This is a genomic window from Sphingobium fluviale (assembly GCF_004122115.1).
GTDB classification, from domain to species: Bacteria; Pseudomonadota; Alphaproteobacteria; order Sphingomonadales; family Sphingomonadaceae; genus Sphingobium; species Sphingobium fluviale.
In genome coordinates this window covers 258323-279047 of the sequence record NZ_SBKP01000003.1, presented here as the reverse complement: position 1 = coordinate 279047, position 20725 = coordinate 258323, and the positions used below count along the sequence as shown (strand labels likewise).

Sequence of the window (20725 nt, the reverse complement as noted above, 5' to 3'; positions counted from 1 at the left end):
CATTCGCCTGAGACCCCAGCCTTCGCTGGGGTGACGGGAGTGTAGAAAGCCATCACCAAGCCCCCCGATAATCATGGTTTTCGCTGACCATTTCCTTCAGCGTCGTCGGGCCGCCTTCGGGGCAGCTCGTCTGCCGGTCGATCTGCGGGCCGATCTTCGGCTGCTTGCCCGCCGCAAGGTCATCGAGGATCGCGGTCATCGTTTCGAAGGTCAGGTCTTCGTAATTGTCGTCGTTGATCTGAACCATCGGCGCATTGGCGCAGGCACCGAGGCACTCGACCTCATTCAATGTGAACAGCCCGTCCGCCGTGGTGCCGCCCTTGTGCAGCCCCTTCGCCTTGCACGCGGCGAACACGTCGTCCGACCCGCGCAGCATGCACGGCGTCGTGCCGCAGACCTGCACATGATAGCGGCCGACCGGCGCGAGGTTATACATGGTGTAGAAGGTCGCGACCTCGTAGGCGCGCATATAGGGCATATCGAGCTGCGCCGCGACATATTCGATCACCGGCACGGGGAGCCAGCCCTGCGTATTCGTCTCCGCGCCGACCTGACGCTGGGCAAGATCGAGCAGCGGCATGATGGCAGAATGCTGCCGCCCGGCGGGGTAGCGCTCGATCACCTTTTCGGCCTGTGCCGCGTTTTCGGGCGTCCACGCGAACCCGCCCCAGCGGGCGCGGACTTCGGCTTCATCAGGAATTTGGGGTGCGTCAGCCATTTACTTCCCCGTCACCCCAGCGAAAGCTGGGGTCTCATGAGTTTGCACGATGCCGCCTGAGATCCCAGCCTGCGCTGGGATGACGGCGCGGAGGATGACCCGGCGCATCACCGCAAAAACTCCACTCTAGCCACCTTGTCACCTTCAAAGGAATAGATTGCGATGACCTCGAACGGCTCGACCAGCTCGGAGCCATCGGTCGCGGGGCCGCGCGTCACATATTCGCGGAACAGGACATAATCGCCGATGGCCTGACGCTCGCGGATTTCCGCGCGGTTCTGCGGCCATTTGGCGAAGGCGGCGGCGAGGCCGGAGCGCGTGCCTTCCTTGCCCTCGCGCACCACAGCGCCGCGATAATTCGCCTCGCAGGCATCGTCGGTCATGTAGGACACATAGGTGTCCACATCCTGCGCGTTATAAGCGGTGATCATCGCCTCGGCGATGGCGAGACGCTCGGAGGATGAGATGAGGAGGGAGATGTCAGCCACGGATCTTACTACACATCCAGTTTGTCATATCTGCCTCCGATACATTCCCGTGCGGCCATTGCGCACTTGGCTCACGACATTCGTACTGCTCGGCGCCTTTACTCATTAAAACGCCCATAATTGGCGTGCCTTCTGCGATCGCTCCGTTGGGCAGGTTAGTTGGCGATGTCATACCAATGACTCGGCGCTCGCTTGGCACAAAGTCTTCGCGCTTAAGCTCACCAAAACTGCGCGGGGCAAAACTCAAAATAACATTTTTTGTGGCAGAATTCACTGCCAGCGCTGTATTTGGCAGTTCTGTGCTGCTATCGTTGCCCCCCACGGAAGCCTGACCACAGGCTCCTAGACTCGCGGCGAGCACCATGGATGCCCCACCCCTCACCGGTCACACTCCCCGAACACGATGTCCATCGCGCCTAAGACGGCGGTGGTGTCGGCGAGCATGTGGCCCTTCATCATGAAGTCCATCGCCTGCAAATGGCTGAAGGCCGTCGGGCGGATCTTGCAGCGATAGGGCTTGTTGCTGCCGTCGCTGACCAGATAGACGCCGAACTCGCCCTTGGGGCTTTCGGTGGCGACATAGACCTCGCCGGCGGGCACATGGAAGCCCTCGGTATAGAGCTTGAAGTGGTGGATCAGCGCTTCCATGCTCGATTTCATCTCGCCGCGCTTGGGCGGTACGACCTTGCGGTCGAGCGAGGCAATCGGGCCTTCGGGCATTTGTTGCAGGCACTGCTTCATGATACGCGCGGACTGGCGGACCTCCTCGACGCGAACCATGAAGCGGTCATAGCAGTCGTAATTGGTGCCTACGGGCACGTCGAACTCCATCCGGTCATAGACATCGTAGGGCTGGCTCTTGCGGATATCCCACGCAATGCCTGAGCCGCGGATCATCGGGCCTGAGAAACCCCATTTGAGCGCGTCTTCCTTGCTAACGACGGCGATGTCGACATTGCGCTGCTTGAAGATGCGGTTGTCCACCACCAATGAGATAGCGTCCTCGAACAGGCGTGGCAGGCGCGTGTCGAGCCAGTCGCCGATGTCGGTGAGGAGCTTCAGCGGCACATCCTGATGCACGCCGCCGGGGCGGAAATAGGCGCTGTGCATCCGCGCGCCGGACGCTCGCTCGAAGAAGTTAAGGCAATCCTCGCGGATTTCGAACAGCCAAAGGTTGGGCGTCATCGCGCCTACGTCCATCACATGACTGCCGAGGTTCAGCATATGATTGCAGATGCGCGTCAGCTCCGCGAAGAAAACACGCAGATATTGGGCGCGGAGCGGCACTTCGAGGTTCAGCAGCTTCTCGATCGCCAGCACGTAAGAGTGCTCCATGCCGAGCGGCGAGCAGTAATCCAGCCGGTCGAAATAGGGCAGCGCCTGCATATAGGTCTTGTATTCGATCAGCTTTTCAGTGCCGCGATGGAGCAGGCCGACATGCGGATCGCACCGTTCGACGATCTCGCCGTCCAGCTCCATGACTAGGCGCAACACGCCGTGTGCAGCCGGGTGCTGAGGCCCGAAGTTGATCGTATAGTTCTGGATGCCGTCTTCATCGACGCCGACGACGACCTGACGCTTTTCCGAAGCGGAAGCGGCTTGTTCGAGTGTTTCGGCGCTCATGCCTTATCCTCGCTCTTTTTACGTGTCGCGCGCGGTTTGGGTGCGGGCTTGGCACCGGCCTCGGCTAGCTTTTGCGCGGCGGTCTTGCGCGGGGCGCGCGGCTTCTTAACGGCGGCGGACTGCTCTGTGGCGGCAGCGTTGGCCGCCTTGCCAGCGCCGGTGTCCTCCGGCTTGTCCGTGGTCTTCTTCGTCTCGACCACCGGAGAGGGCTTTGCGGCGGGCGCGGGCGGCGCAGCGGCGGGCACCGGCGTCGGCGCGCCGGGAGCCTGCGCATGTGCCTTCTCATCGCCCGGCAGCACATATGGCGCGCCTTCCCACGGGCTCATGAAATCGAAATTGCGGAAATCCTGCGCCAGCTTGACCGGCTCATAGACGACGCGCTTGTCTTCCTCGGAATAGCGCAGCTCGACAAAGCCGGTGAGCGGAAAGTCCTTGCGCTGCGGATGGCCGGCAAAGCCATAGTCGGTGAGGATGCGGCGCAGATCCGTGTTGCCGGAGAAGATGACGCCATACATGTCGAACACTTCGCGCTCCAGCCAGCCCGCAACCGGCCACAGGCCCGTTACCGAGGGAACCGGCGTCGCCTCATCGGTGCTGAGCTTCACCCGGACGCGATGATTCTTCGTGACCGAAAGGAGGTGATACACCACCTCGAACCGCTCTGGCCGCTCCGGATAGTCAACGCCCGCAATTTCCATGAGCTGCTGGTACTGCGCGCTATCGCGCAGCTTTTCCATCACGCGCACAATACTGTCCCGCGCGACCACCAGTGTGATCTCGAAATGCGCCTCAACCAGATCCAGCAGATCGGCGCCCACCAGCGCGCGCAATTCGCCCGCAGCAGTCTCTGCGTTCACAATGCGGGGGGCGGAATGAACGCTGCTCATCTCTCAATCGTCCCTACGCGGCGGATTTTGCGCTGGAGCTGCATGATGCCGTAGAGCAGCGCCTCGGCCGTAGGCGGGCAGCCGGGGACATAGATGTCGACCGGCACGATGCGGTCGCACCCGCGCACGACAGAATAGCTATAGTGGTAATAGCCACCGCCATTGGCGCAGCTGCCCATCGAGATGACGTATTTCGGCTCCGACATCTGGTCATAGACCTTGCGCAGCGCCGGAGCCATCTTGTTGCACAGCGTACCCGCGACAATCATCACGTCCGACTGACGCGGAGACGCGCGCGGGGCGGCGCCGAACCGCTCCAGATCATAGCGCGGCATGTTGACGTGGATCATCTCGACCGCGCAGCAGGCAAGACCAAAGGTCATCCACCATAGCGAGCCGGTGCGCGCCCACTGGAACAGGTCTTCCGTCGAGGTGACAAGGAAGCCCTTGTCCTGCACTTCCGTGGAGAGCGCATTGAAAAAGTGCGGGTCAGGCTGCGTTCCGGGCGCTGGGGCATGCCCGGTATGCGGCCGCTCTAGCTCTACTCCCAATCGAGTGCTCCCTTTTTCCACGCATAGACAAGGCCGAGCACCAGCTCGAAGATGAAGATCATCATCGTCGCCCAGCCGGTCCAGCCGATCTGATCGAGGCTGACCGCCCAGGGGAACAGGAACGCCGCCTCAAGGTCGAAGATGATGAACAGGATTGCCACGAGGTAAAAGCGCACATCGAACTGGTTGCGGGGATCCTCGAACGCCGGGAACCCGCACTCATATTCAGAGAGCTTCTCCGCGCTGGGCTTGTGCGCCCCGGTAAGGCGGCCAACAAGCATCGGCAGGAAAACGAAGGCGCTGGACAGGAGCAGCGCGATACCAAGAAATATCAGAATCGGCAGATACTGGCTGAGATCGACCAAGTTCGCCCCCTGCGACACAATTAACCTAAGACTTATCGCGCGGCTTTAGGCCTGCTGCAACAGCGAAGCAAGGGGGGCAGGCGATGAAATTGGATCAAAAAATGCTTGCTGATCGAAGATGTCAGGTCGTCAGCAGCTTGGCGCCGGAGAATACGAGCATAATGGCCAGCGCGATCCGCAGAAAGGCCGGGTTCACCCTGCTCGTCAGTCGCGATCCGATCACTATTCCGGGAATCGAACCCATCAGCAGTGATCCGAGCAGGGACAGATCGACCAGCCCCATCCAGAAATAGCCCAAACCCGCCAGCATCGTCAGCGGCACCGCATGGACGATGTCTGTGCCCACGATCTTCTGCATCGTCAGGCGGATGGGGTAGAGCATTACCAGCATTGTCGCGCCCAGCGCGCCCGCACCCACCGAAGTGAGCGTCACAATCGTGCCCAGTATCACGCCACACAGGATCGTAAGCACCGGTAAAAACTTGCGATAGACAGTGATCCGCTCAGGCGCAATCGTGACCGCCGACGTATAAATCTTGCGCTGAAACAGGGTAACGACCGCCGTGGCGATCAGAACTGCGCCCAGCATCTGCACCACAAGGCCGCTTTTCATCTGATGGCCGCCATTGGCGGAGAGGAACCACAGAGTCAGCGCCGCAGCCGGAAGGCTGCCATAGGCAAGACGGCGCACCACCTGCCAGTCCGCATGGCCCTGGCTGTGATGCACACCGCCACCCACCATCTTGGTCAGCGCGGCGAACCACAGGTCTGTCCCCACCGCAGTCGTCGGTGCCACGCCAAGCAGCAGGATCATGATCGGCGCCATCAGTGAACCGCCACCCACCCCGGTGAGGCCAACCATCGTACCAACCAGAAAACCCGACAGGGGGTGCAGAAAATCCATCAGGCAGCCGCATCCATCAGCAGATCAAGTACCGGGCGGGCGTGTTCCCTGCGGCAGATCAGCAGATCCGGCATGTAGACGTCCCGCTGGTTATAGACAAGCGGGCTGCCGTCGATACGGCTGACATGGAGGCCGTGGGCAAGTGCGACGGCGGCAGGTGCGCAGCTGTCCCACTCATGCTGACCGCCGGAATGGAGATAGATGTCAGCCTCGCCACGAATGACGGCCATCGCTTTCGCGCCCGCACTGCCCATAGGCACCAGCTCCGCACCCAGCTTTTCAGCCACGCTCAGCGCCTCGGCGGCGGGACGAGTGCGCGAAACGACCATGCGCAAAGGCGTTCCCGCCGCAGGCAGGGCGCGCGGTTGATCGGAGCGCAGCACTTCATTGAGGCCCGGCAGCGCCACAGCGCCGATTTCAGGCTTGCCGTCTATGCTGAGCGCCACATGCACCGCCCAGTCGGTGCGTTCTTCGCCATATTCGCGCGTACCATCGACCGGATCGATGATCCAGACACGGGATTTGCCAAGACGCTCCGGCGTATCCTTGCTCTCTTCCGAAAGCAGGCCGTCATCCGGGCGGTGTTCCGCAATGGCCGCGATAAGGAACTGGTTCGCCGTCTGATCGCCTGCCTTGCCCAGCGCCTTTGCCGCGATCAGCCCGCTATCCCGCACAGCGAGAAGGATGCGGCCTGCATGATCGGCAAGCCGGGCTGCGAGTTCCGCGTCGCTCAGTGCCACCCCAGCAGCCTCTCGATGATCGCATCAGCGGCGGCTTCGGGGTCCATTGCCGTGGTGTCGATCCGCACTTCGGGGCTTTCCGGTGCCTCATAGGGGCTGTCTATGCCGGTGAAGTTCTTGAGATCGCCCGAACGCGCCTTCTTATAGAGGCCCTTCACGTCGCGCTTCTCGGCCTCGGCGAGCGGCGTGTCGATGAAGACCTCGAAGAACTCGCCTTCCGGGATCATCGCGCGCACCATCTCCCGCTCCGCGCGGAAGGGGGAGATGAACGCGGTGATGACGATGAGGCCGGCATCCGCCATCAGCTTCGCCACCTCGCCGACACGTCGGATATTCTCGATCCGGTCCGCTTCGGTAAAGCCCAGATCCTTGTTGAGGCCGTGGCGCACATTGTCGCCGTCCAAAAGGAAGGTGTGCCGGTTCATCCGGTGCAGCTTCTTTTCGACCAGATTGGCGATGGTGGATTTGCCGGAGCCCGAAAGGCCGGTGAACCACAATACGGCGGGCTTCTGGTTCTTGAGGCTGGCATGCGCATCGCGGCTGATGTCGAGCGCCTGCCAGTGGACATTCTGCGCCCGCCGTAGCGAGAAGTGCAGCATGCCCGCCGCAACCGTGTTGTTGGTGAGCTTGTCCACAAGGATGAACCCGCCCAGTGTCCGGTTCTGCGCATAGGCCTCGAACACAACCGGCTTGTCGGTGGCCAGCTCCACGACGCCAATGGCGTTCAGATCCAGCGTCTTGGCCGCGAGATGCTCCATCGTGTTGACATTGACGACATATTTGGGCGCCTGCACCGTGACGGAGACCATCTGGGTGCCAAGCTTCATCCAATAAGACCGCCCGACATGCAGCGCATCGTCAGACATCCACACCAAGGTTGCCTCAAACTGGTCGGCAGCTTCGGGAGGGGTATCGGCAATGGCGATCACATCGCCGCGCGAGCAATCGATCTCGTCCGCAAAACAGAGCGTGACCGATTGGCCAGCGACGGCCTGATCCAGATCGCCATCCAATGTCACAATACGCGAGACCGTGCTCGTCTTGCCCGAAGGCAGAACCCGGATCGCATCGCCCGGCACAACGCGGCCGGTCGCGATCTGGCCGGAAAAGCCCCGGAAATCGAGGTTCGGTCGGTTGACCCACTGCACAGCCATGCGGAACGGCTTGCCCTGATCCGCCGTAACATCCAGCTCGACCGTTTCGAGATGCTCGATCAGCGGCTTGCCGGTGTACCACGGTGTGTTAGGCGAGTTGGCGGTGATATTGTCGCCCTTGAAGCCGGAAATCGGCATCGGCGTGAAGCTCTCAATGCCAATAGAGGTGGCGAACGCGGTATAATCCTCAACAATATCGTCAAACACCGTCTGGCTATAGTCCACCAGATCCATCTTGTTCACCGCCAGCACGATGTTGCGGATGCCGATAAGGTGGGCGAGAAAGCTGTGGCGGCGGGTCTGCGTGAGCACACCCTTGCGCGCGTCGATCAGGATCACGGCAAGGTCCGCTGTCGACGCGCCTGTCACCATGTTGCGCGTATATTGCTCATGCCCCGGCGTGTCCGCGACGATGAATTTGCGCTTTTCGGTGGTGAAGAAGCGATAGGCGACATCGATGGTGATGCCCTGCTCACGCTCGGCGGCGAGGCCATCAACGAGGAGCGCAAAGTCGATCTCCTGCCCCTGCGTGCCCACCCGCTTGCTGTCTGCCTCCAGCGCTGCAAGCTGATCCTCGAAGATCATCTTGCTGTCATAGAGCAGCCGCCCGATCAGCGTCGATTTGCCGTCGTCCACGCTGCCGCAGGTAATAAAGCGCAGCAGGCTCTTGTGCTGGTGCGTCTTGAGGTAAGCGTCGATGTCCTCAGAGATCAGCGCGTCGGTCTTGTAAATGGGGTCTGCCATGTCGGACATCAGTTCACTCCGTCATGCTGAACTTGTTTCAGCATCCATCGCGCCTTCGGCGATGCGGGGGCATGGGGAAAGATGGACCCTGAAACAAGTTCAGGGTGACGATGAGGGAGACGGGACCGGCACATCAGAAGTACCCCTCCTGCTTCTTTTTTTCCATACTGGCGTCGCCGCCATCCTTGTCGATGACTCGGCCTTGCCGCTCTGACGTTGTGGTGAGGAGCATTTCCTGAATGACTTCCGGCAAAGTCTTCGCCTCGCTCTCGACCGCACCGGTCAAGGGATAGCAGCCCAGGGTGCGGAAGCGGATCGAGCGCTCGACCGGCGTTTCGCCGGGCTTCAGCGGGAAGCGCTCATCATCGACCATGATCAGCATGCCATCGCGCTCCACCGTCGGGCGCTTGGCGCTGAAATAGAGCGGTACGATGGGGATGTCGTTCAGATGGATATATTGCCAGATGTCCAGCTCGGTCCAGTTCGAGATCGGGAAGACACGGATGCTCTCGCCCTTCTTCTTGCGGGCGTTATAGAGGTTCCACAGCTCAGGCCGCTGGTTCTTCGGGTCCCAGCCATGGGTCGCGGTGCGGAAGGAGAAGATGCGCTCCTTGGCGCGGCTCTTTTCCTCGTCGCGCCGCGCGCCGCCAAAAGCAACATCGAAGCCATACAGATCAAGCGCCTGCTTGAGGCCTTCGGTCTTCCACATATCGGTGTGGAGCGGGCCATGATCGAACGGGTTGATGCCCCGCTCGGCCGCTTCCGGGTTCTGATAGACCAGCAGCTCCATGCCGCTTTCCTGCGCCATGCGGTTGCGCAGCTCGTACATCGCCTTGAACTTCCATGTCGTATCGACATGAAGCAGCGGGAACGGCGGCGGGCTGGGGTAAAATGCCTTGCGCGCCAGATGCAGCATCACCGCGCTGTCCTTGCCCACGCTATAGAGCATGACAGGCTTCTCAGCCTCGGCCACCACCTCGCGCATGATGTGGATACTCTCGGCCTCAAGCCGCTCAAGATGGGTCAATGTTTTTGTGTCGATCACCGGATAGCCCCGTTGCGCTGTGTGTGCAGCCTGTTCCTTTTCCATTCCGTTCTCAGGATCAACATAGATTTTGCACTGCGACATGCAGAAAATATATGCCCTGCGGCCAGACACAAGGCTGTTAACCCGGAAAAATCAAAGCTGCCCAATCGCCTCTAGGGGAGCGATATTACAAAAAGATTTACCGCAGCGCACTTGCAACAAGCTTGTGCAGCTTGGAGTGGATCGCGTCGTTGCCGGCGATCAGTTCCTTGCGCTCGATCGCTTGATCACCTCCGCGATAATCGGTGACGAAGCCCCCTGCCTCGCGCACCAGCAATATCCCCGCCGCCACATCCCAGGGTTGCAGGCCGCTTTCCCAGAAGCCGTCATAGCGCCCGGAGGCGACATGGGCGAGATCGAGCGCGGCCGAGCCGAAGCGCCGGATGCCCGCAACCGAAGGCGCCACCGCGCCGAAAATGCGCGTCCACTGCGCCACATCGCCATGCCCGAAAAAGGGGATACCGGTGGCGATCACCGCATCGGCCATATCCCGCCGGGCGGAGACGCGCAGCCGCTGGTCATGCCGCCACGCGCCGCGATTCTTCTCTGACCAATAGCTCTCGTCTGTGATTGGCTGATAGACGAGACCCGTCGTCACTTCACGCCTGCCCCCGGCCATCGGCTCCTCCACCGCGATGGAGATCGCGAAATGAGGGATGCCGTGGAGGAAGTTGGTGGTGCCATCGAGCGGATCAATGATCCAGCGCGGCTTGCCCGGATCGCCCTCGATCACGCCGCCTTCTTCCAGCAGGAAGCCCCAGTCTGGCCGCGCCTTTTGCAGCTCCTCTACCAAAGTCTGCTCACAGCGCTTGTCCGCCATGGAGACGAAATCCGCCGGCCCCTTGCGGGACACCTGCAAGTGCTCGACCTCGCCAAAATCACGACGCAGACGCGGCGCCGCCTTTCTGGCAGCACGTTCCATTACGGTGAGCAGGCCTGAGTGGGATACCATGTCTATGTTACCTTTGAGAACTTTCGAAATTTCGATAACCAGGTTTCCAGCTCCAGCGTATTGATTTCTTCGCGAAGCCAATTAGGCAAATTGCCCTGATAACGAGACTTTACAGTTGTTCCACGAAGATGGTGGTATCGCACTACTTGATACCATTTTTCACGCATATCTGACTTTGTAAAAAAATTCTGTTTACTCGCCTTTCGAAGCGGTATTCCCGCAAACCTAGTCAGCCTACTTTGAAGGCGCCGAGAGCGGCCCATCCGCATATTTATTCCGCCCGCTTCACATATTCGCGCTCATACACATCAACGACGATGCGCGTACCGGTGACAATATGCGGCGGCACCATGACGCGCACGCCATTGTCGAGGATCGCTGGTTTATAGGATGCGGACGCTGTCTGCCCCTTCACCACAGCATCGGCCTCAACCACCACGGCCTCCACCGTTTCCGGCAGCGCGACCGAGATCGGGCGTTCTTCATACAGCTCAAGCTGAACCATCATGCCATCCTGAAGGAAGGCGGCGGCATCGCCGACGAGATCGTTCGGCAGGTTGATCTGCTCATAGGTCTCGGTATCCATGAAGACGAGCATGTCGCCCTCGGAGTAGAGATACTGGAAATCCTTGGTATCGAGGCGGATACGCTCCACCGTCTCGGCAGAACGGAAGCGCACATTGTTCTTGCGCCCGTCGATCAGGTTTTTCAGCTCCACCTGCATATAGGCGCCGCCCTTGCCGGGCTGAGTGTGCTGGATCTTGACGGCGCGCCACAGGCCGCCTTCATACTCGATATTGTTGCCGGGACGGATTTCGACGCCGCTGATCTTCGCCATAGCGTGTTCTGCCTGTATAGTGTTGAGAAAGGGAAAGAGCCGGGCGGCGCTGTAGCCTCTGGGAAGCCCAAGGGCAAGAGGCACGGCGGATTAGCCTAAACCTGCAAATAACGCTGATGATATTATGCGCTGTTAAAGCTGTTTGATTATGGCCGATGCAATGCTAATCCCCCCTTCAACACTCTATTCGATGCACAAGGGAACCGATCGACCATGCATATGTTGATGCGCCGAGCCGCTGCCACCGTTTCCACCCTGGCCCTGGCAGCCGCGGCCCAGCCCGCCACGGCAACCACGTTGCAAGAGGCGCTGGCCCAGGCCTATCGCACAAATCCGACGCTGAACGCCGCCCGCGCCCAGCTCCGCGCGACCAACGAAGGCGTTCCGCTCGCCAAGGCCGATGGGCGGCCCAATATCGGGGTGAACGGCACCTATGAACGGCAGTTGCACCGGGACTTCCCACTTTCCACACCGATTCAAAGCGCCAGCGGTCAGGCCACGCTTTCCGTGCCGGTTTATCAGGGCGGGATCGTGCGCAACTCTATCAATGCGGCCAAGGAAGGCGTCGAAGCGGGCGAGGAACAACTGCGCGCCACTGAATCGTCAGTGTTCGCTCAAGTGGTCGCCGCCTATCTCGATGTGATTTCAGACAGTGCTGTCGTAACCTTCAACCTCCAGAATGTGCGCTCGCTGGAGGTAAACCTGCAGGCGAGCACCGACCGCTTCAAAGTAGGCGACCTCACTCGCACCGACGTTGCCCAGTCTGACACGCGCCTCGCGCTGGCCCGCGCCAACCTTGAGTCGGCGCAGGCGCAGCTTATTTCTTCCAAAGAGCGGTATATATCGCTGGTCGGCAGCGAGCCGGTTGACCTTCAGCCCCCGCCGCAACTGCCCGGCCTGCCCGCCTCGCCCGAAGCCGCAGTTGAAGTCGCGCTGAAGGACAATCCGGATATTCTCGCCGCCAAGAGCACGCGCAACGCCGCCCGTTATCAGGTCAATGCCGCCAAGGGCCAGATCGCGCCGCGCCTCTCCGGTTTTGTGCGCGGAAGCTACACGGATTTTCTGGATTCTCGCACCTTTGGCGCCCCCACCCCTGTAAGCAAATCCGCCGCAGCCGGTGTACAGCTCACAGTCCCGATCTATCAGGGCGGGCGGCCCGGCGCGGCCACCCGGCAGGCAGTGGCACGCGAGAGTCAGGCAATCGAGCAAACCGTGGCGACAGAACGCAGCGTGATCGCGCAGACCCGCTCCGCCTATGCCAACTGGCAGGCCTCGCTCCAGACGATTGAATCCACCCGCAAGGCCGTGGATTCCGGCTCACTCTCGCTCGAAGGTGTGCAGGCCGAGAACAAGGCGGGCACCCGCACCATCCTCGATATTCTGGACTCCCAGCGCGACCTGCTGAACGCGCAGGTTCAATATGTCTCGGCCCAGCGCAACGCCTATGTGGCGGGGTTCAGCCTGATCGCCGCGATGGGCCATGCCGAGGCGCGGGATCTCGCGCTCGATGGCGGCGCGCTCTATGACGCCACAGCCTACTATAAAACAGTGCGCAACAAGCTGTTCGACTTTGATTTCGGCAAGCCCGCGGCACAGGTTTCGACATCGACCGCAGGAACAAAGACGCAGGACTCCACCATCATTCCGGGCGGGTTTGGAGCCAAATAGTTAACGAAAACCCGGCCCGGCAAAACCAGCGATTCCGCTAACCCTCTGAGGAGACTCAGGAAAGCGTCGTTTATACAATTTTAACTGTCTGGCTCGTAGCATGAGATGTGTTTTTAATGCTATGGTAGTGCCATTATGGAACAGAGTATTGCGCAGTTACTGGTCAGGGAAAAGCGGCGCAGGCGGTTGATGTTTGGCGCTGTGGCGCTCGGCGTCGCTCTGGTTGCCGTTTCCTCGCGGAGTGAACGGGCCATGTTCCAAAGCGGCATATCGATGCCCGGCGTGTTCGCGACCATCGGCACGGATCTGACAGAAAATCCGCGCATCTCGCTGCGGGACCGCGATCCTTCCGCTTTCTTTGCCCGGCTCGATCCCGGAGTGGACGACCCAGCGCCGGAGCCGGAGGAAGATGGCGGGATTGCGCCTCTGGAACGGGCGTTGCTGTTCATCGGCCCTGACGCAGAATTACCTGCGCCCGGCCCCATAGAGATTCAGCCTCTGGGGGATACACAAGACCCGCAACTGGCTTACAACCCTGACGCGTCACCTCCGTCGCAGCCAGGGGATAGTCCGTTCTTCCGTCAACCTCAGGGCAGAAACCTTCCCAATACGCAGGATGACACTATTCCCATTGTCACTCCGCCCCCTGTCGCCACTCCTGTGCCGGAGCCGGCCACATGGGCAATGCTCTTGGTAGGGTTCATGGCCGTCGGCGCCGCGCTGCGCATCCGCAGAAGCGCAGTCAGCCTGCATAATTTCAGTCGATAGTCATCCGGCCATTGCCGAGGGTTATCGTCCCCAGTTCCGCCAACGCATTTTGCCCCAGCAGAGACACCGGCAGGCCATTGTCAATAATCGCCACCCGGATATTGCGGAGCTGACGGCCAGCGATATCCATCCGCGCGATGGTTGCGGAGCGAGCGGTCGTCATGCCCCCTGCCGTACGCAGCTTTGCACCCCCCGCGCCTTCGGTCGGCTGAACACCCAATCGCCGCGCATCCGCGCCCGTCAACACCGTTACACTCGCGCCTGTATCGATCAGGAAGCGCGCACGCCCACCATCGGCGAACTGCGCATCGAGATAATAGAGGCCATCCGGGGCGGGGAGGATCGGGTTGCCGGCCGGGCCAATATCGCCATTCTGCTGCGCCTGTTGCTGCTCTACGTAAGACGCCATCACAGTTGCCTGCGCCGGGGCGGAAGGCTCGGCAAACAAGGGCATCCCAAGCCCAAGGCCGAATGTGGCCGCGAACGCGCAGGCCGACGCCATCATGATAGTATATCCCGGCTTTATCATGGCCCATGCCTTGCCACCGCGCCTGACAACGCCGCGTTGCAAAACAGGCTGAAAGCCGAATTAACCGTTACTATACGAAGGGGCAGAGTGGCGCGGCGTTAACCCGCCATCTCCGCCACCCGCTTTTCAACCCGCCTGCGCCGCCGCGCTTCACGCCATCCGCCAAGCGCGAACAGCAGGGCAATGACGCCCATCTGCGCGCACAGCATATGATAGCGCCAGCGCAGTGTGTCGCTGTCCTTATAAAGCAGATAGGGGCGCTCCACGACAGGATAGCGGATATTACGATAGAGCTGATCGACATCGCCGGGAAGCACGCCGCGTGCGATGACGCCGCTCATCACCGGCAGAAAATGTTTCGGCAGATCCGCGCGCTCTTCCACCTGCACAAATATACGCGCGGGAAGGGCCTTGCCGTGCAGGCGATAGCGCACCGGCGCAAAATAGAGGCGGCGGTGGAACAGCAGCACTTTTTCCTCGAAGCGGACGAGTGCGCTCATGTCGACGGGGCCGACAACGCTGGCGCTGCCCTCCGGGATGACGGCGGCCTGCGCACTGCGCACATCGATGAGGTGGACCGGCATGCCTTCCGACGGCAGCATCCGCGCCAGCAGAAAGACCACCACGGCGACGCCGCCCGCCGTCAGCGCCAGGAAGGTGCAGAGCCGTTGCAGCCGCCGGGAAGCTCCGATCATCACCGCGACAGGATCCCCCACCGCCTCGTTTTTCCTGCGCCAGCGGCGCCAGAGGATCAACAGCATCACCAGCAGCGGGAAGCTGAAGAACAGGCAGAGCAGCGCGATCGTGATGCCGGGATAATACTGATCGAGCACCCGGTACTGCCATTCGGCCAGCAGCTCTACCACGCCGCGATATTGCGTGGCCTGCCAGACGAACAGCCCGCCGAGCAAAGTCAGCCACAGCGCGGAGACGATGCTCGCCGTCCGTTTCTGACGGTTCAGTTCCTCGTGCGACTCAGACATCATTCCATCCCTTTTTCCACGGAGACACGGAGTGCGCGGCGCATGCATCTCCCCCCTGGCGCCCATGATGCAGAAGCCGCCGCCCTTGGCAATCGGAAATGGCGGTGTACAGCGGAAATCCTGCCCTTTTCCGCCCTTAAGGCCCATTGTAAACTCTCCTATTTAACCTATTTGGAAAATTGTTCTGTCCTACAGCCAATCATATCGGTTAGCCACCGCTCCCATCACCCCCCCTCGCCTTCCAAGGAGCGTTTATGGCCATCGACAGCTTTCAGACATCCAGCGACATGCTCGCCGCCCCCTCCCGCGCGCCGTTCGCGGTAACGCCGCACGACACCAACGAGCTGACCACGATCCCCAAGGCGCTCTATGTCGGCACCGGCGGCACCGTGATCCTGCGCGGCGTCGGCGGCGCGGCGGACGTGACGTTCAAGAATGTGGCGAACGGACAGGTGATCGACGTGCGCGCACAATATGTCCGCGCCACCGGCACCACCGCGGCTGATATCGTGGCGCTGGCCTGATGGCGGGTGTCGGCTTTGGATCTGGCCGGGCCGCGCGACGCAAGCGCGGGTCCGGTTCAGGCGGTGGGGGCGGAGGCGGCTTCGCCAGCTATAGCCTGCCGAATGCGGTCGATGTGCGCTATGAGCCATCGATCCTCGCCCCATCCGTAGACGGCAACAACCGCGTCACGCTGTTGACCGACATCAACGGCCTCGCCAACGCGACCCCGATCACCGCAGGCGCGATCCCCGCAGGCGGCGCGCCCAAGCTGGTGACGGACGCGCAAGGACGCAAAGCGCTGTTGTTTGAGGGCAATAACGCGCTGGAAATCGCCGATACGCTGGCAAGCTACACCGCGAACGGCTGCACCGCCTATGCCGTGATCCGCTATTTCGATGCGAACACGACCAATGCGCAGTCCGTCTTTGCCGTGGGCCGCAACGCCAATGCATCCGCGCCCAATACGCTGCGCGCCTTCATGAACACGCTGGCAGGCAGCGCCAACGGCATTGCGACGAACGCGCATCCGCCCTTCCCCGCGCATGGCGGCAAATATCTGTGCGATAATGCGGGCGTCTATGGCACCGAGCGGGTGGCCGGGCAGTCAAGGCGCAAGATGATCTGTCATGCCGGGCTGCAGGTGGTCGCGATACGTGGCGGCGCGAGCAACAGCGCGCAAATTCACATGAACGATGAATATTGCACCGGCATCACCACGATCAACGGCGGCGCGACCGTGACCAGCGGCGGCGAGATCGGCCGCCATGCCTTTGCGCCGGGCGGCACCAACTATGGCAGCTTCCTGCTCTATGCGTTGCATATCAAGCGATCGGCCCAGACGGCGGCAGAGATTCAGGCCAATATCGCCGCGATCATGACGGCCTATGGCATCGCCAGCATCACACACTCGTTCATCCTTGAAGGCGACAGCCGCTTTGCCAATGCGGGTGCGGTGAGCCTTGGCGAAAGCCCCTATGGCTATTTGCAAGTCGAGCTGGCGAGCCGCCTGCCCTCAAGCTGGCGCGTGATCCGCAGCGCGATCGGCGGGTCGCAGATCGACAAGGATGTGGGCGCGACTGGCTCCAACATCGACAAGGGACTGCGCGACCGGCGCGATTTCCTCAACCGCTCCTTGTTCAGCGGCAATTGGGAGCTGCCGGGCCGCAATGTGGTGGCGATCGAGACATGGTATAATGACGACGGGCAGACGACCAGCCCGGTCTATGTGCAACCCACCTTCACCGCCGCGCGCGCGGACGAGATCTACAGCAATTTGCAGAACCTCGTGCTCAATGATGCGCGTGGCTATCTCAAGCTGGGCTATGAGTATCTGGCGAGCATATCGCTGCCATCGAGCGGCACCAAGCAGGCCTCGCTGGACCAGATGCGGGCGCGATTCCGGTCTGCGAATTTCTTTCACGACTTTCTCGGCGCGGCGGGAGACACCTATGCGGGCAAGGTGCGCCGGGCCGAGGTGCCGCTGTGCATGCCGATCAGCGGGGCATGGGGAAGCCAGGTGCTCGATACCACGCTGGCGGTGAGCGACCCACGCATTACAACCAATGGCGGCCTGTATTTCAGCGATCAGGCGCACGAAACCAGCGCCTGTCACCCCTATATCGCACAGTGCCTAGCAGACAGGGTGCTGGGCGCAGACCCTTATGCCTAAAGTGGCGTTTACAAATTTTACTCGAAAACGGCTATAGTTGCCGATGCTGTCTTTGGTGCGGCGCAACAGATGAACAAAGGGCATTAAAAGAGGGCAAAATAGGAAAGATCGCTCAAGACCATAGTTATTCTGTTGCGCCACAACATGGGATAGTCATAACTTTGCAGTATTTTGTTAACCCTGCGTATTTACTCTATGTTCAAGCTATGCCATTAGACAGTTCTCCATCGAATGCAGCTACGTGTGGCACGACGCATAGGATGGAGAAATGGTATGGGACTGCCGCAACCAAAGATGTTGCACGGTAGGGAAATAAGGGAAAAAATTCCCACATCCTCGCCGCTAGAGCCTGCCCGTCCGATAGAATCGGTACAAGGTGAGGTCGCCGCCATGCAAAGCCTGATTGCATCACGTTTGGTACAGCAGAATGCCGAAGAATCCCCCAGGGATGCAGGCAGCATGCTCGAATCCGCCATATCGTCCCTTTCGAGGCTGAGTGGCTATGCGGCCATGGGCCTGGCGCTTGCGGCGATCGCTTTTCTGATCTTCTGATCGAGACGGCAGAAAGGCTCTGCCCCGAATGGCGCTGACTGGCGCCCTCTCAATATGCTGCATATCCTGAAGGGGTGATTCATCCGCGCGGGCCAGCTTGGCCGCAGCGGTGCTTTGGGTCATCCGCCACGACAGGCGGGTCGCGGGCGCCCAGATGGGCCAGCGAGTCCCATTTTGAAGCGTTTTCGGCTCGTCGCGCTCTCAACCCGGCTGGAACAATGTTTGTTGCGCCGCGTTATTCGTGGCATATTAACTTTTTGTAAACCATGGCTGGGCGATGATGCGATTGCAGCAGACGCCTTAGCGGAGGTGGGCTATAAGGCCGGGATGGCACCCGGCCGATGCAACGGGGTTACAGGGAGCGATCAGTGACGGACATCCGGGCCGTAAACGGCAGAATGCCCCGAACGCATGTCCGCAGGGCGCTGTCCAAGCAAGCTGTCAGACTTATTCTCTATGTTCAGCTGGTGTTGCTGGACTGCGCGACCGTGATCACCGGCTTTTCGCTCATCGGCATGATCCGCGGCGAACAATGGATTTCTCCCGCAGGCGTGAACATCGGCTATCTGCTGGTCCCGCTTTATGGCCTGCTCGCCATCAACCGCAATGCCTATACGATAGACGCGCTCGGATCGTTGGCGGAAAGCCTGCGCCGATCGCTCACCGCTTTGTTCATGACGATGCTCATCATCCTGATGTTCGGCTTTTTCTTTCATGCGCAGGATGCCGTCTCGCGCGCATCCTTTGCCGCGGGCATATGCGTGAGCGGGCTGTTCCTCTCCGTCGCGCGGATCGCGTTTTATTACTACACACGCAATCGCACGGGCGAGCGCCTGACCGACGATCTGCTGATCCTCGACGGATTGCCCTATACCGGCCTTTATAATGGCAACGTCATCAACGCCGCAGCCGAACAGATTGAGCCGGATCTGCAAAACCCGCGCATGCTCTCCCGCCTCGCCAGCTATCTGCATGGCTTTGACCGGGTGGTTGTCGCCTGCGCGCCAGACCGGCAATATGCGTGGTCGCTGCTGTTGAAGGGCGCGAATATCCGCGGCGAGATCATGCTGCCCGAATCGAATACGCTGGGCGCGATCGGCCTCTCCGCTTATCATGGCAATGATACGCTGGTGGTTTCTCGCGGGCCGCTGAGCATGGCGAACCGGGCGAAAAAGCGCATCCTTGACCTCATCGTTACGGTGCCCGCGCTGATCCTGCTCTCGCCGCTGTTTCTGGTGGTCGCCATCGCGATCAAGCTGGAGAGCAAGGGGCCGGTCTTCTTCCGCCAGCAGCGCATTGGCCGCTCGAACCAGTTGTTCAACATATTGAAGTTCCGCAGCATGCGCGAGGAAATGTGCGATGCCGAGGGCAACCGCTCCGCCGCGCGCGATGACGACCGCATCACCCGCGTCGGCGCGTTCATTCGCCGCACCAGCATCGATGAACTGCCGCAACTTATCAACGTGCTGCGCGGCGACATGAGCCTTGTCGGCCCGCGCCCGCATGCGCTGGGTTCGCTGGCAGGCGACAAACTGTTCTGGGAGATAGACGAGCAATATTGGGTGCGCCATGCGCTCAAGCCCGGCATCACCGGCCTCGCGCAGATCCGCGGCTATCGCGGCGCGACGATGCAGCGCGAGGATCTGGAGAACCGCCTCAGCGCCGATCTGGAATATGTCCATGGCTGGCGGCTGTGGCGCGATATTTCGATCTTGTTCTATACGGCGAAGGTGATGATCCACCGCAACGCGTTCTAGAGCGCGCTGCGTTAAATCTGACGCAAGATGCGCGCTCTAAATTTTTGTTATCGCATCGTTTTTTGCCAAAAACCGGTTCCCACTTTTTGGCACGATGCTCTAGCGCGGTGCAACTCCGGCAAGATATTCCCGTAGATAGCCGATAAGCGCGGAAGGGTTTGTCGTCGCGCAGCGCGGCTCCCGCGCGGCAAGAGCGGCAAACGCCGCCGCGAACTCTGCATCCGTATCGGCCGTTTCGAGCAAGCCGCGATCCCGGAAGGCGCCGGTAATCTCGGCCTGATGATCGTCATAATGCTCGGCGAGGGCGAAGCGGCGCGGCACCGCGATCAGGCGGCATCCCTCGCGCAGCGCGGTGATGAGCGAGCCGGTGCCGCCGTGGCAGACGACATAGTCCGCATCGCGCAGAATCTGCTTCACGCTATCGAACGGCAAAGTCTCATGAAAGCGGATGCCCGGCGGCGGAATGGCAGGGATGCCCCCCTCGCCCGTCTGCACGATCACCTCATACCCCTCCAGCAGCCCGTTTTCGCGCGCCTTGATGACCAGATCGACCAGGCGGGGGAACTTCAGCGTCGCGCCGACGGTGGCGAACAGAAGTTTTTTCTTCGGCGGGCGCGGCGTATCGAGGATGCGGAACGGATCGAACACCACCGCGCCCGGCCAGTGCCGCGCCGAGGCTTCCGCCTGCGCGATCCGCACATGCGCCAGCGGCCCCGCGATGCGGGCGAAGGCGGAAGGGTGATCGAACCGGGCGAAGCTGTCGATGAGCACGATCCTGGCGCCGCGCAGCCGCGCCCACGCCACCGTGAACACCATAGAGCCTGCGCCGGTGGTGATCACCACATCGGGCTTGTGCGTCGCAACAATCCGCAGCGATTGCAAGCAGTTACGCGCCGCATTCCACAGCATTGCGAAGGGCGCGCCCAGCCGCGCCTGCCCCAGCGCCACATGCGAGACGAACGCTCCGGGGTGATTTTGCGCAATCGAGCGCCCCAGCGCCGTATCCTCCGTCACGAATATATGGGGATAGTCCCGCCACAAAGGCTCAAGATCAAGTATCTGCCGCACATGACCGCCGCCCGAAGCCGCCAGACACAAACGAGGCCCGGTTCCAGTCATTTCCGTGCTGTTTGACATGATTTACTCTTTTTGTTCATCCCGAACTGCGTAAAGCAATGGTTTACGAGCTTTGCCGCAAAAGCGAGACGATTTATAGCAGCACCGATTCGTGCCGGAAATGTGGC

22 protein-coding genes are annotated in these 20725 nt (G+C 60.9%); 6 read left to right on the top strand and 16 right to left on the bottom strand.

The window, feature by feature from the left end; translation table 11 throughout:
* Positions 1 to 52: 52 nt before the first annotated feature.
* The 13 genes from nuoE to efp form a co-directional block, all read right to left on the bottom strand.
* The gene (gene nuoE, locus EQG66_RS05440) at positions 53 to 718 is read right to left on the bottom strand and encodes an NADH-quinone oxidoreductase subunit NuoE (RefSeq protein WP_129403528.1); all 666 of its coding nucleotides are present in this window, start codon (positions 716 to 718) and stop codon (positions 53 to 55) included.
* Between the two features lie 107 nt (positions 719 to 825).
* The gene (locus EQG66_RS05435) at positions 826 to 1149 is read right to left on the bottom strand and encodes a nuclear transport factor 2 family protein (RefSeq protein WP_129403625.1); all 324 of its coding nucleotides are present in this window, start codon (positions 1147 to 1149) and stop codon (positions 826 to 828) included.
* 49 nt (positions 1150 to 1198) lie between these two features.
* Positions 1199 to 1570: a hypothetical protein gene (locus EQG66_RS05430; protein ID WP_129403526.1), complete on the bottom strand. Its 372-nt coding sequence runs from the start codon at positions 1568 to 1570 to the stop codon at positions 1199 to 1201.
* A 14-nt stretch (positions 1571 to 1584) separates the two neighbouring features.
* Entirely contained in the window at positions 1585 to 2829 is a 1245-nt protein-coding gene (locus EQG66_RS05425) for an NADH-quinone oxidoreductase subunit D (RefSeq protein WP_245987885.1), read from the bottom strand.
* Entirely contained in the window at positions 2826 to 3716 is an 891-nt protein-coding gene (locus EQG66_RS05420) for an NADH-quinone oxidoreductase subunit C (protein ID WP_129403525.1), read from the bottom strand. The genes EQG66_RS05425 and EQG66_RS05420 overlap by 4 nt, the downstream gene beginning before the upstream one ends.
* Entirely contained in the window at positions 3713 to 4267 is a 555-nt protein-coding gene (locus EQG66_RS05415) for a NuoB/complex I 20 kDa subunit family protein (RefSeq protein WP_129403523.1), read from the bottom strand. The genes EQG66_RS05420 and EQG66_RS05415 overlap by 4 nt, the downstream gene beginning before the upstream one ends.
* On the bottom strand, positions 4258 to 4632 hold the full coding sequence (locus EQG66_RS05410; protein WP_129403521.1) for an NADH-quinone oxidoreductase subunit A: 375 nt from the start codon (positions 4630 to 4632) through the stop codon (positions 4258 to 4260). Before EQG66_RS05410 ends, EQG66_RS05415 begins: the two co-directional genes overlap by 10 nt.
* Before the next feature lie 121 nt (positions 4633 to 4753).
* Positions 4754 to 5536: a sulfite exporter TauE/SafE family protein gene (locus EQG66_RS05405; protein ID WP_129403519.1), complete on the bottom strand. Its 783-nt coding sequence runs from the start codon at positions 5534 to 5536 to the stop codon at positions 4754 to 4756.
* Positions 5536 to 6270: a 3'(2'),5'-bisphosphate nucleotidase CysQ gene (locus EQG66_RS05400; protein WP_425470223.1), complete on the bottom strand. Its 735-nt coding sequence runs from the start codon at positions 6268 to 6270 to the stop codon at positions 5536 to 5538. Before EQG66_RS05400 ends, EQG66_RS05405 begins: the two co-directional genes overlap by 1 nt.
* Positions 6267 to 8174: a sulfate adenylyltransferase subunit CysN gene (cysN, locus tag EQG66_RS05395; protein ID WP_425470222.1), complete on the bottom strand. Its 1908-nt coding sequence runs from the start codon at positions 8172 to 8174 to the stop codon at positions 6267 to 6269. Before cysN ends, EQG66_RS05400 begins: the two co-directional genes overlap by 4 nt.
* Before the next feature lie 133 nt (positions 8175 to 8307).
* Positions 8308 to 9264, bottom strand: coding sequence for a sulfate adenylyltransferase subunit CysD (gene cysD, locus EQG66_RS05390; protein WP_129403515.1), 957 nt, complete (start codon positions 9262 to 9264; stop codon positions 8308 to 8310).
* A 136-nt stretch (positions 9265 to 9400) separates the two neighbouring features.
* Positions 9401 to 10213, bottom strand: coding sequence for an inositol monophosphatase family protein (locus EQG66_RS05385; RefSeq protein WP_129403514.1), 813 nt, complete (start codon positions 10211 to 10213; stop codon positions 9401 to 9403).
* A 271-nt stretch (positions 10214 to 10484) separates the two neighbouring features.
* Positions 10485 to 11051 carry an elongation factor P gene (efp, locus tag EQG66_RS05380; RefSeq protein WP_129403512.1) on the bottom strand — a complete coding sequence of 189 codons (567 nt, stop codon included), beginning with the start codon at positions 11049 to 11051 and terminating at the stop codon, positions 10485 to 10487.
* Positions 11052 to 11276: 225 nt separating this feature from the next.
* Between efp and EQG66_RS05375 the strand changes: the two genes are divergently transcribed.
* Together EQG66_RS05375 and EQG66_RS15545 are read left to right on the top strand one after the other, a co-directional pair.
* Positions 11277 to 12719, top strand: a complete 1443-nt coding sequence (locus tag EQG66_RS05375) for a TolC family outer membrane protein (RefSeq protein ID WP_129403510.1) — start codon at positions 11277 to 11279, stop codon at positions 12717 to 12719.
* 135 nt (positions 12720 to 12854) lie between these two features.
* Positions 12855 to 13487, top strand: a complete 633-nt coding sequence (locus EQG66_RS15545) for a PEPxxWA-CTERM sorting domain-containing protein (RefSeq protein WP_245987884.1) — start codon at positions 12855 to 12857, stop codon at positions 13485 to 13487.
* On the opposite strand, the gene EQG66_RS05365 is transcribed toward EQG66_RS15545, so the two are convergent.
* Together EQG66_RS05365 and EQG66_RS05360 are read right to left on the bottom strand one after the other, a co-directional pair.
* Complete coding sequence (locus tag EQG66_RS05365) at positions 13477 to 14016, bottom strand: retropepsin-like aspartic protease family protein (RefSeq protein WP_129403508.1); 540 nt, start codon at positions 14014 to 14016, stop codon at positions 13477 to 13479. The two genes, EQG66_RS15545 and EQG66_RS05365, sit on opposite strands and share 11 nt — an antisense overlap.
* Before the next feature lie 98 nt (positions 14017 to 14114).
* Complete coding sequence (locus tag EQG66_RS05360; RefSeq protein WP_129403507.1) at positions 14115 to 14999, bottom strand: hypothetical protein; 885 nt, start codon at positions 14997 to 14999, stop codon at positions 14115 to 14117.
* Positions 15000 to 15253: 254 nt separating this feature from the next.
* On the opposite strand from EQG66_RS05360, the gene EQG66_RS05355 reads away from it, so the two are divergent.
* The 4 genes from EQG66_RS05355 to EQG66_RS05340 all read left to right on the top strand — a co-directional run bounded on the left by EQG66_RS05355 (position 15254) and on the right by EQG66_RS05340 (position 19481).
* Entirely contained in the window at positions 15254 to 15523 is a 270-nt protein-coding gene (locus EQG66_RS05355; RefSeq protein WP_181951781.1) for a spike base protein, RCAP_Rcc01079 family, read from the top strand.
* Positions 15523 to 17172, top strand: coding sequence for a hypothetical protein (locus EQG66_RS05350; protein WP_129403506.1), 1650 nt, complete (start codon positions 15523 to 15525; stop codon positions 17170 to 17172). Before EQG66_RS05355 ends, EQG66_RS05350 begins: the two co-directional genes overlap by 1 nt.
* A 273-nt stretch (positions 17173 to 17445) precedes the next feature.
* Positions 17446 to 17724 (top strand): hypothetical protein, encoded by a 279-nt coding sequence (locus EQG66_RS05345; protein WP_129403505.1) that lies wholly within the window; start codon positions 17446 to 17448, stop codon positions 17722 to 17724.
* A 368-nt stretch (positions 17725 to 18092) separates the two neighbouring features.
* Entirely contained in the window at positions 18093 to 19481 is a 1389-nt protein-coding gene (locus EQG66_RS05340; RefSeq protein WP_245987883.1) for an exopolysaccharide biosynthesis polyprenyl glycosylphosphotransferase, read from the top strand.
* 99 nt (positions 19482 to 19580) lie between these two features.
* On the opposite strand, the gene welK is transcribed toward EQG66_RS05340, so the two are convergent.
* Complete coding sequence (welK, locus tag EQG66_RS05335; RefSeq protein WP_129403504.1) at positions 19581 to 20618, bottom strand: beta-1,4-glucuronosyltransferase WelK; 1038 nt, start codon at positions 20616 to 20618, stop codon at positions 19581 to 19583.
* Positions 20619 to 20725: the final 107 nt, after the last annotated feature.

What these genes read in the sequence shown, in the direction of transcription:
- EQG66_RS05385 (WP_129403514.1), bottom strand. Translation starts at nt 10,213, where the DNA reads ATGGTATCCCACTCAGGCCTGCTCACCGTAATGGAACGTGCTGCCAGA.
- cysN (WP_425470222.1), bottom strand. Translation starts at nt 8,174, where the DNA reads ATGGCAGACCCCATTTACAAGACCGACGCGCTGATCTCTGAGGACATC.
- EQG66_RS05365 (WP_129403508.1), bottom strand. Translation starts at nt 14,016, where the DNA reads ATGATAAAGCCGGGATATACTATCATGATGGCGTCGGCCTGCGCGTTC.
- EQG66_RS05430 (WP_129403526.1), bottom strand. Translation starts at nt 1,570, where the DNA reads ATGGTGCTCGCCGCGAGTCTAGGAGCCTGTGGTCAGGCTTCCGTGGGG.
- EQG66_RS05420 (WP_129403525.1), bottom strand. Translation starts at nt 3,716, where the DNA reads ATGAGCAGCGTTCATTCCGCCCCCCGCATTGTGAACGCAGAGACTGCT.
- EQG66_RS05355 (WP_181951781.1), top strand. Translation starts at nt 15,254, where the DNA reads ATGGCCATCGACAGCTTTCAGACATCCAGCGACATGCTCGCCGCCCCC.
- EQG66_RS05405 (WP_129403519.1), bottom strand. Translation starts at nt 5,536, where the DNA reads ATGGATTTTCTGCACCCCCTGTCGGGTTTTCTGGTTGGTACGATGGTT.
- welK (WP_129403504.1), bottom strand. Translation starts at nt 20,618, where the DNA reads ATGTCAAACAGCACGGAAATGACTGGAACCGGGCCTCGTTTGTGTCTG.
- efp (WP_129403512.1), bottom strand. Translation starts at nt 11,051, where the DNA reads ATGGCGAAGATCAGCGGCGTCGAAATCCGTCCCGGCAACAATATCGAG.
- cysD (WP_129403515.1), bottom strand. Translation starts at nt 9,264, where the DNA reads ATGGAAAAGGAACAGGCTGCACACACAGCGCAACGGGGCTATCCGGTG.
- EQG66_RS05345 (WP_129403505.1), top strand. Translation starts at nt 17,446, where the DNA reads ATGGGACTGCCGCAACCAAAGATGTTGCACGGTAGGGAAATAAGGGAA.
- nuoE (WP_129403528.1), bottom strand. Translation starts at nt 718, where the DNA reads ATGGCTGACGCACCCCAAATTCCTGATGAAGCCGAAGTCCGCGCCCGC.
- EQG66_RS05425 (WP_245987885.1), bottom strand. Translation starts at nt 2,829, where the DNA reads ATGAGCGCCGAAACACTCGAACAAGCCGCTTCCGCTTCGGAAAAGCGT.
- EQG66_RS15545 (WP_245987884.1), top strand. Translation starts at nt 12,855, where the DNA reads ATGGAACAGAGTATTGCGCAGTTACTGGTCAGGGAAAAGCGGCGCAGG.
- EQG66_RS05360 (WP_129403507.1), bottom strand. Translation starts at nt 14,999, where the DNA reads ATGTCTGAGTCGCACGAGGAACTGAACCGTCAGAAACGGACGGCGAGC.
- EQG66_RS05350 (WP_129403506.1), top strand. Translation starts at nt 15,523, where the DNA reads ATGGCGGGTGTCGGCTTTGGATCTGGCCGGGCCGCGCGACGCAAGCGC.
- EQG66_RS05375 (WP_129403510.1), top strand. Translation starts at nt 11,277, where the DNA reads ATGCGCCGAGCCGCTGCCACCGTTTCCACCCTGGCCCTGGCAGCCGCG.
- EQG66_RS05435 (WP_129403625.1), bottom strand. Translation starts at nt 1,149, where the DNA reads ATGATCACCGCTTATAACGCGCAGGATGTGGACACCTATGTGTCCTAC.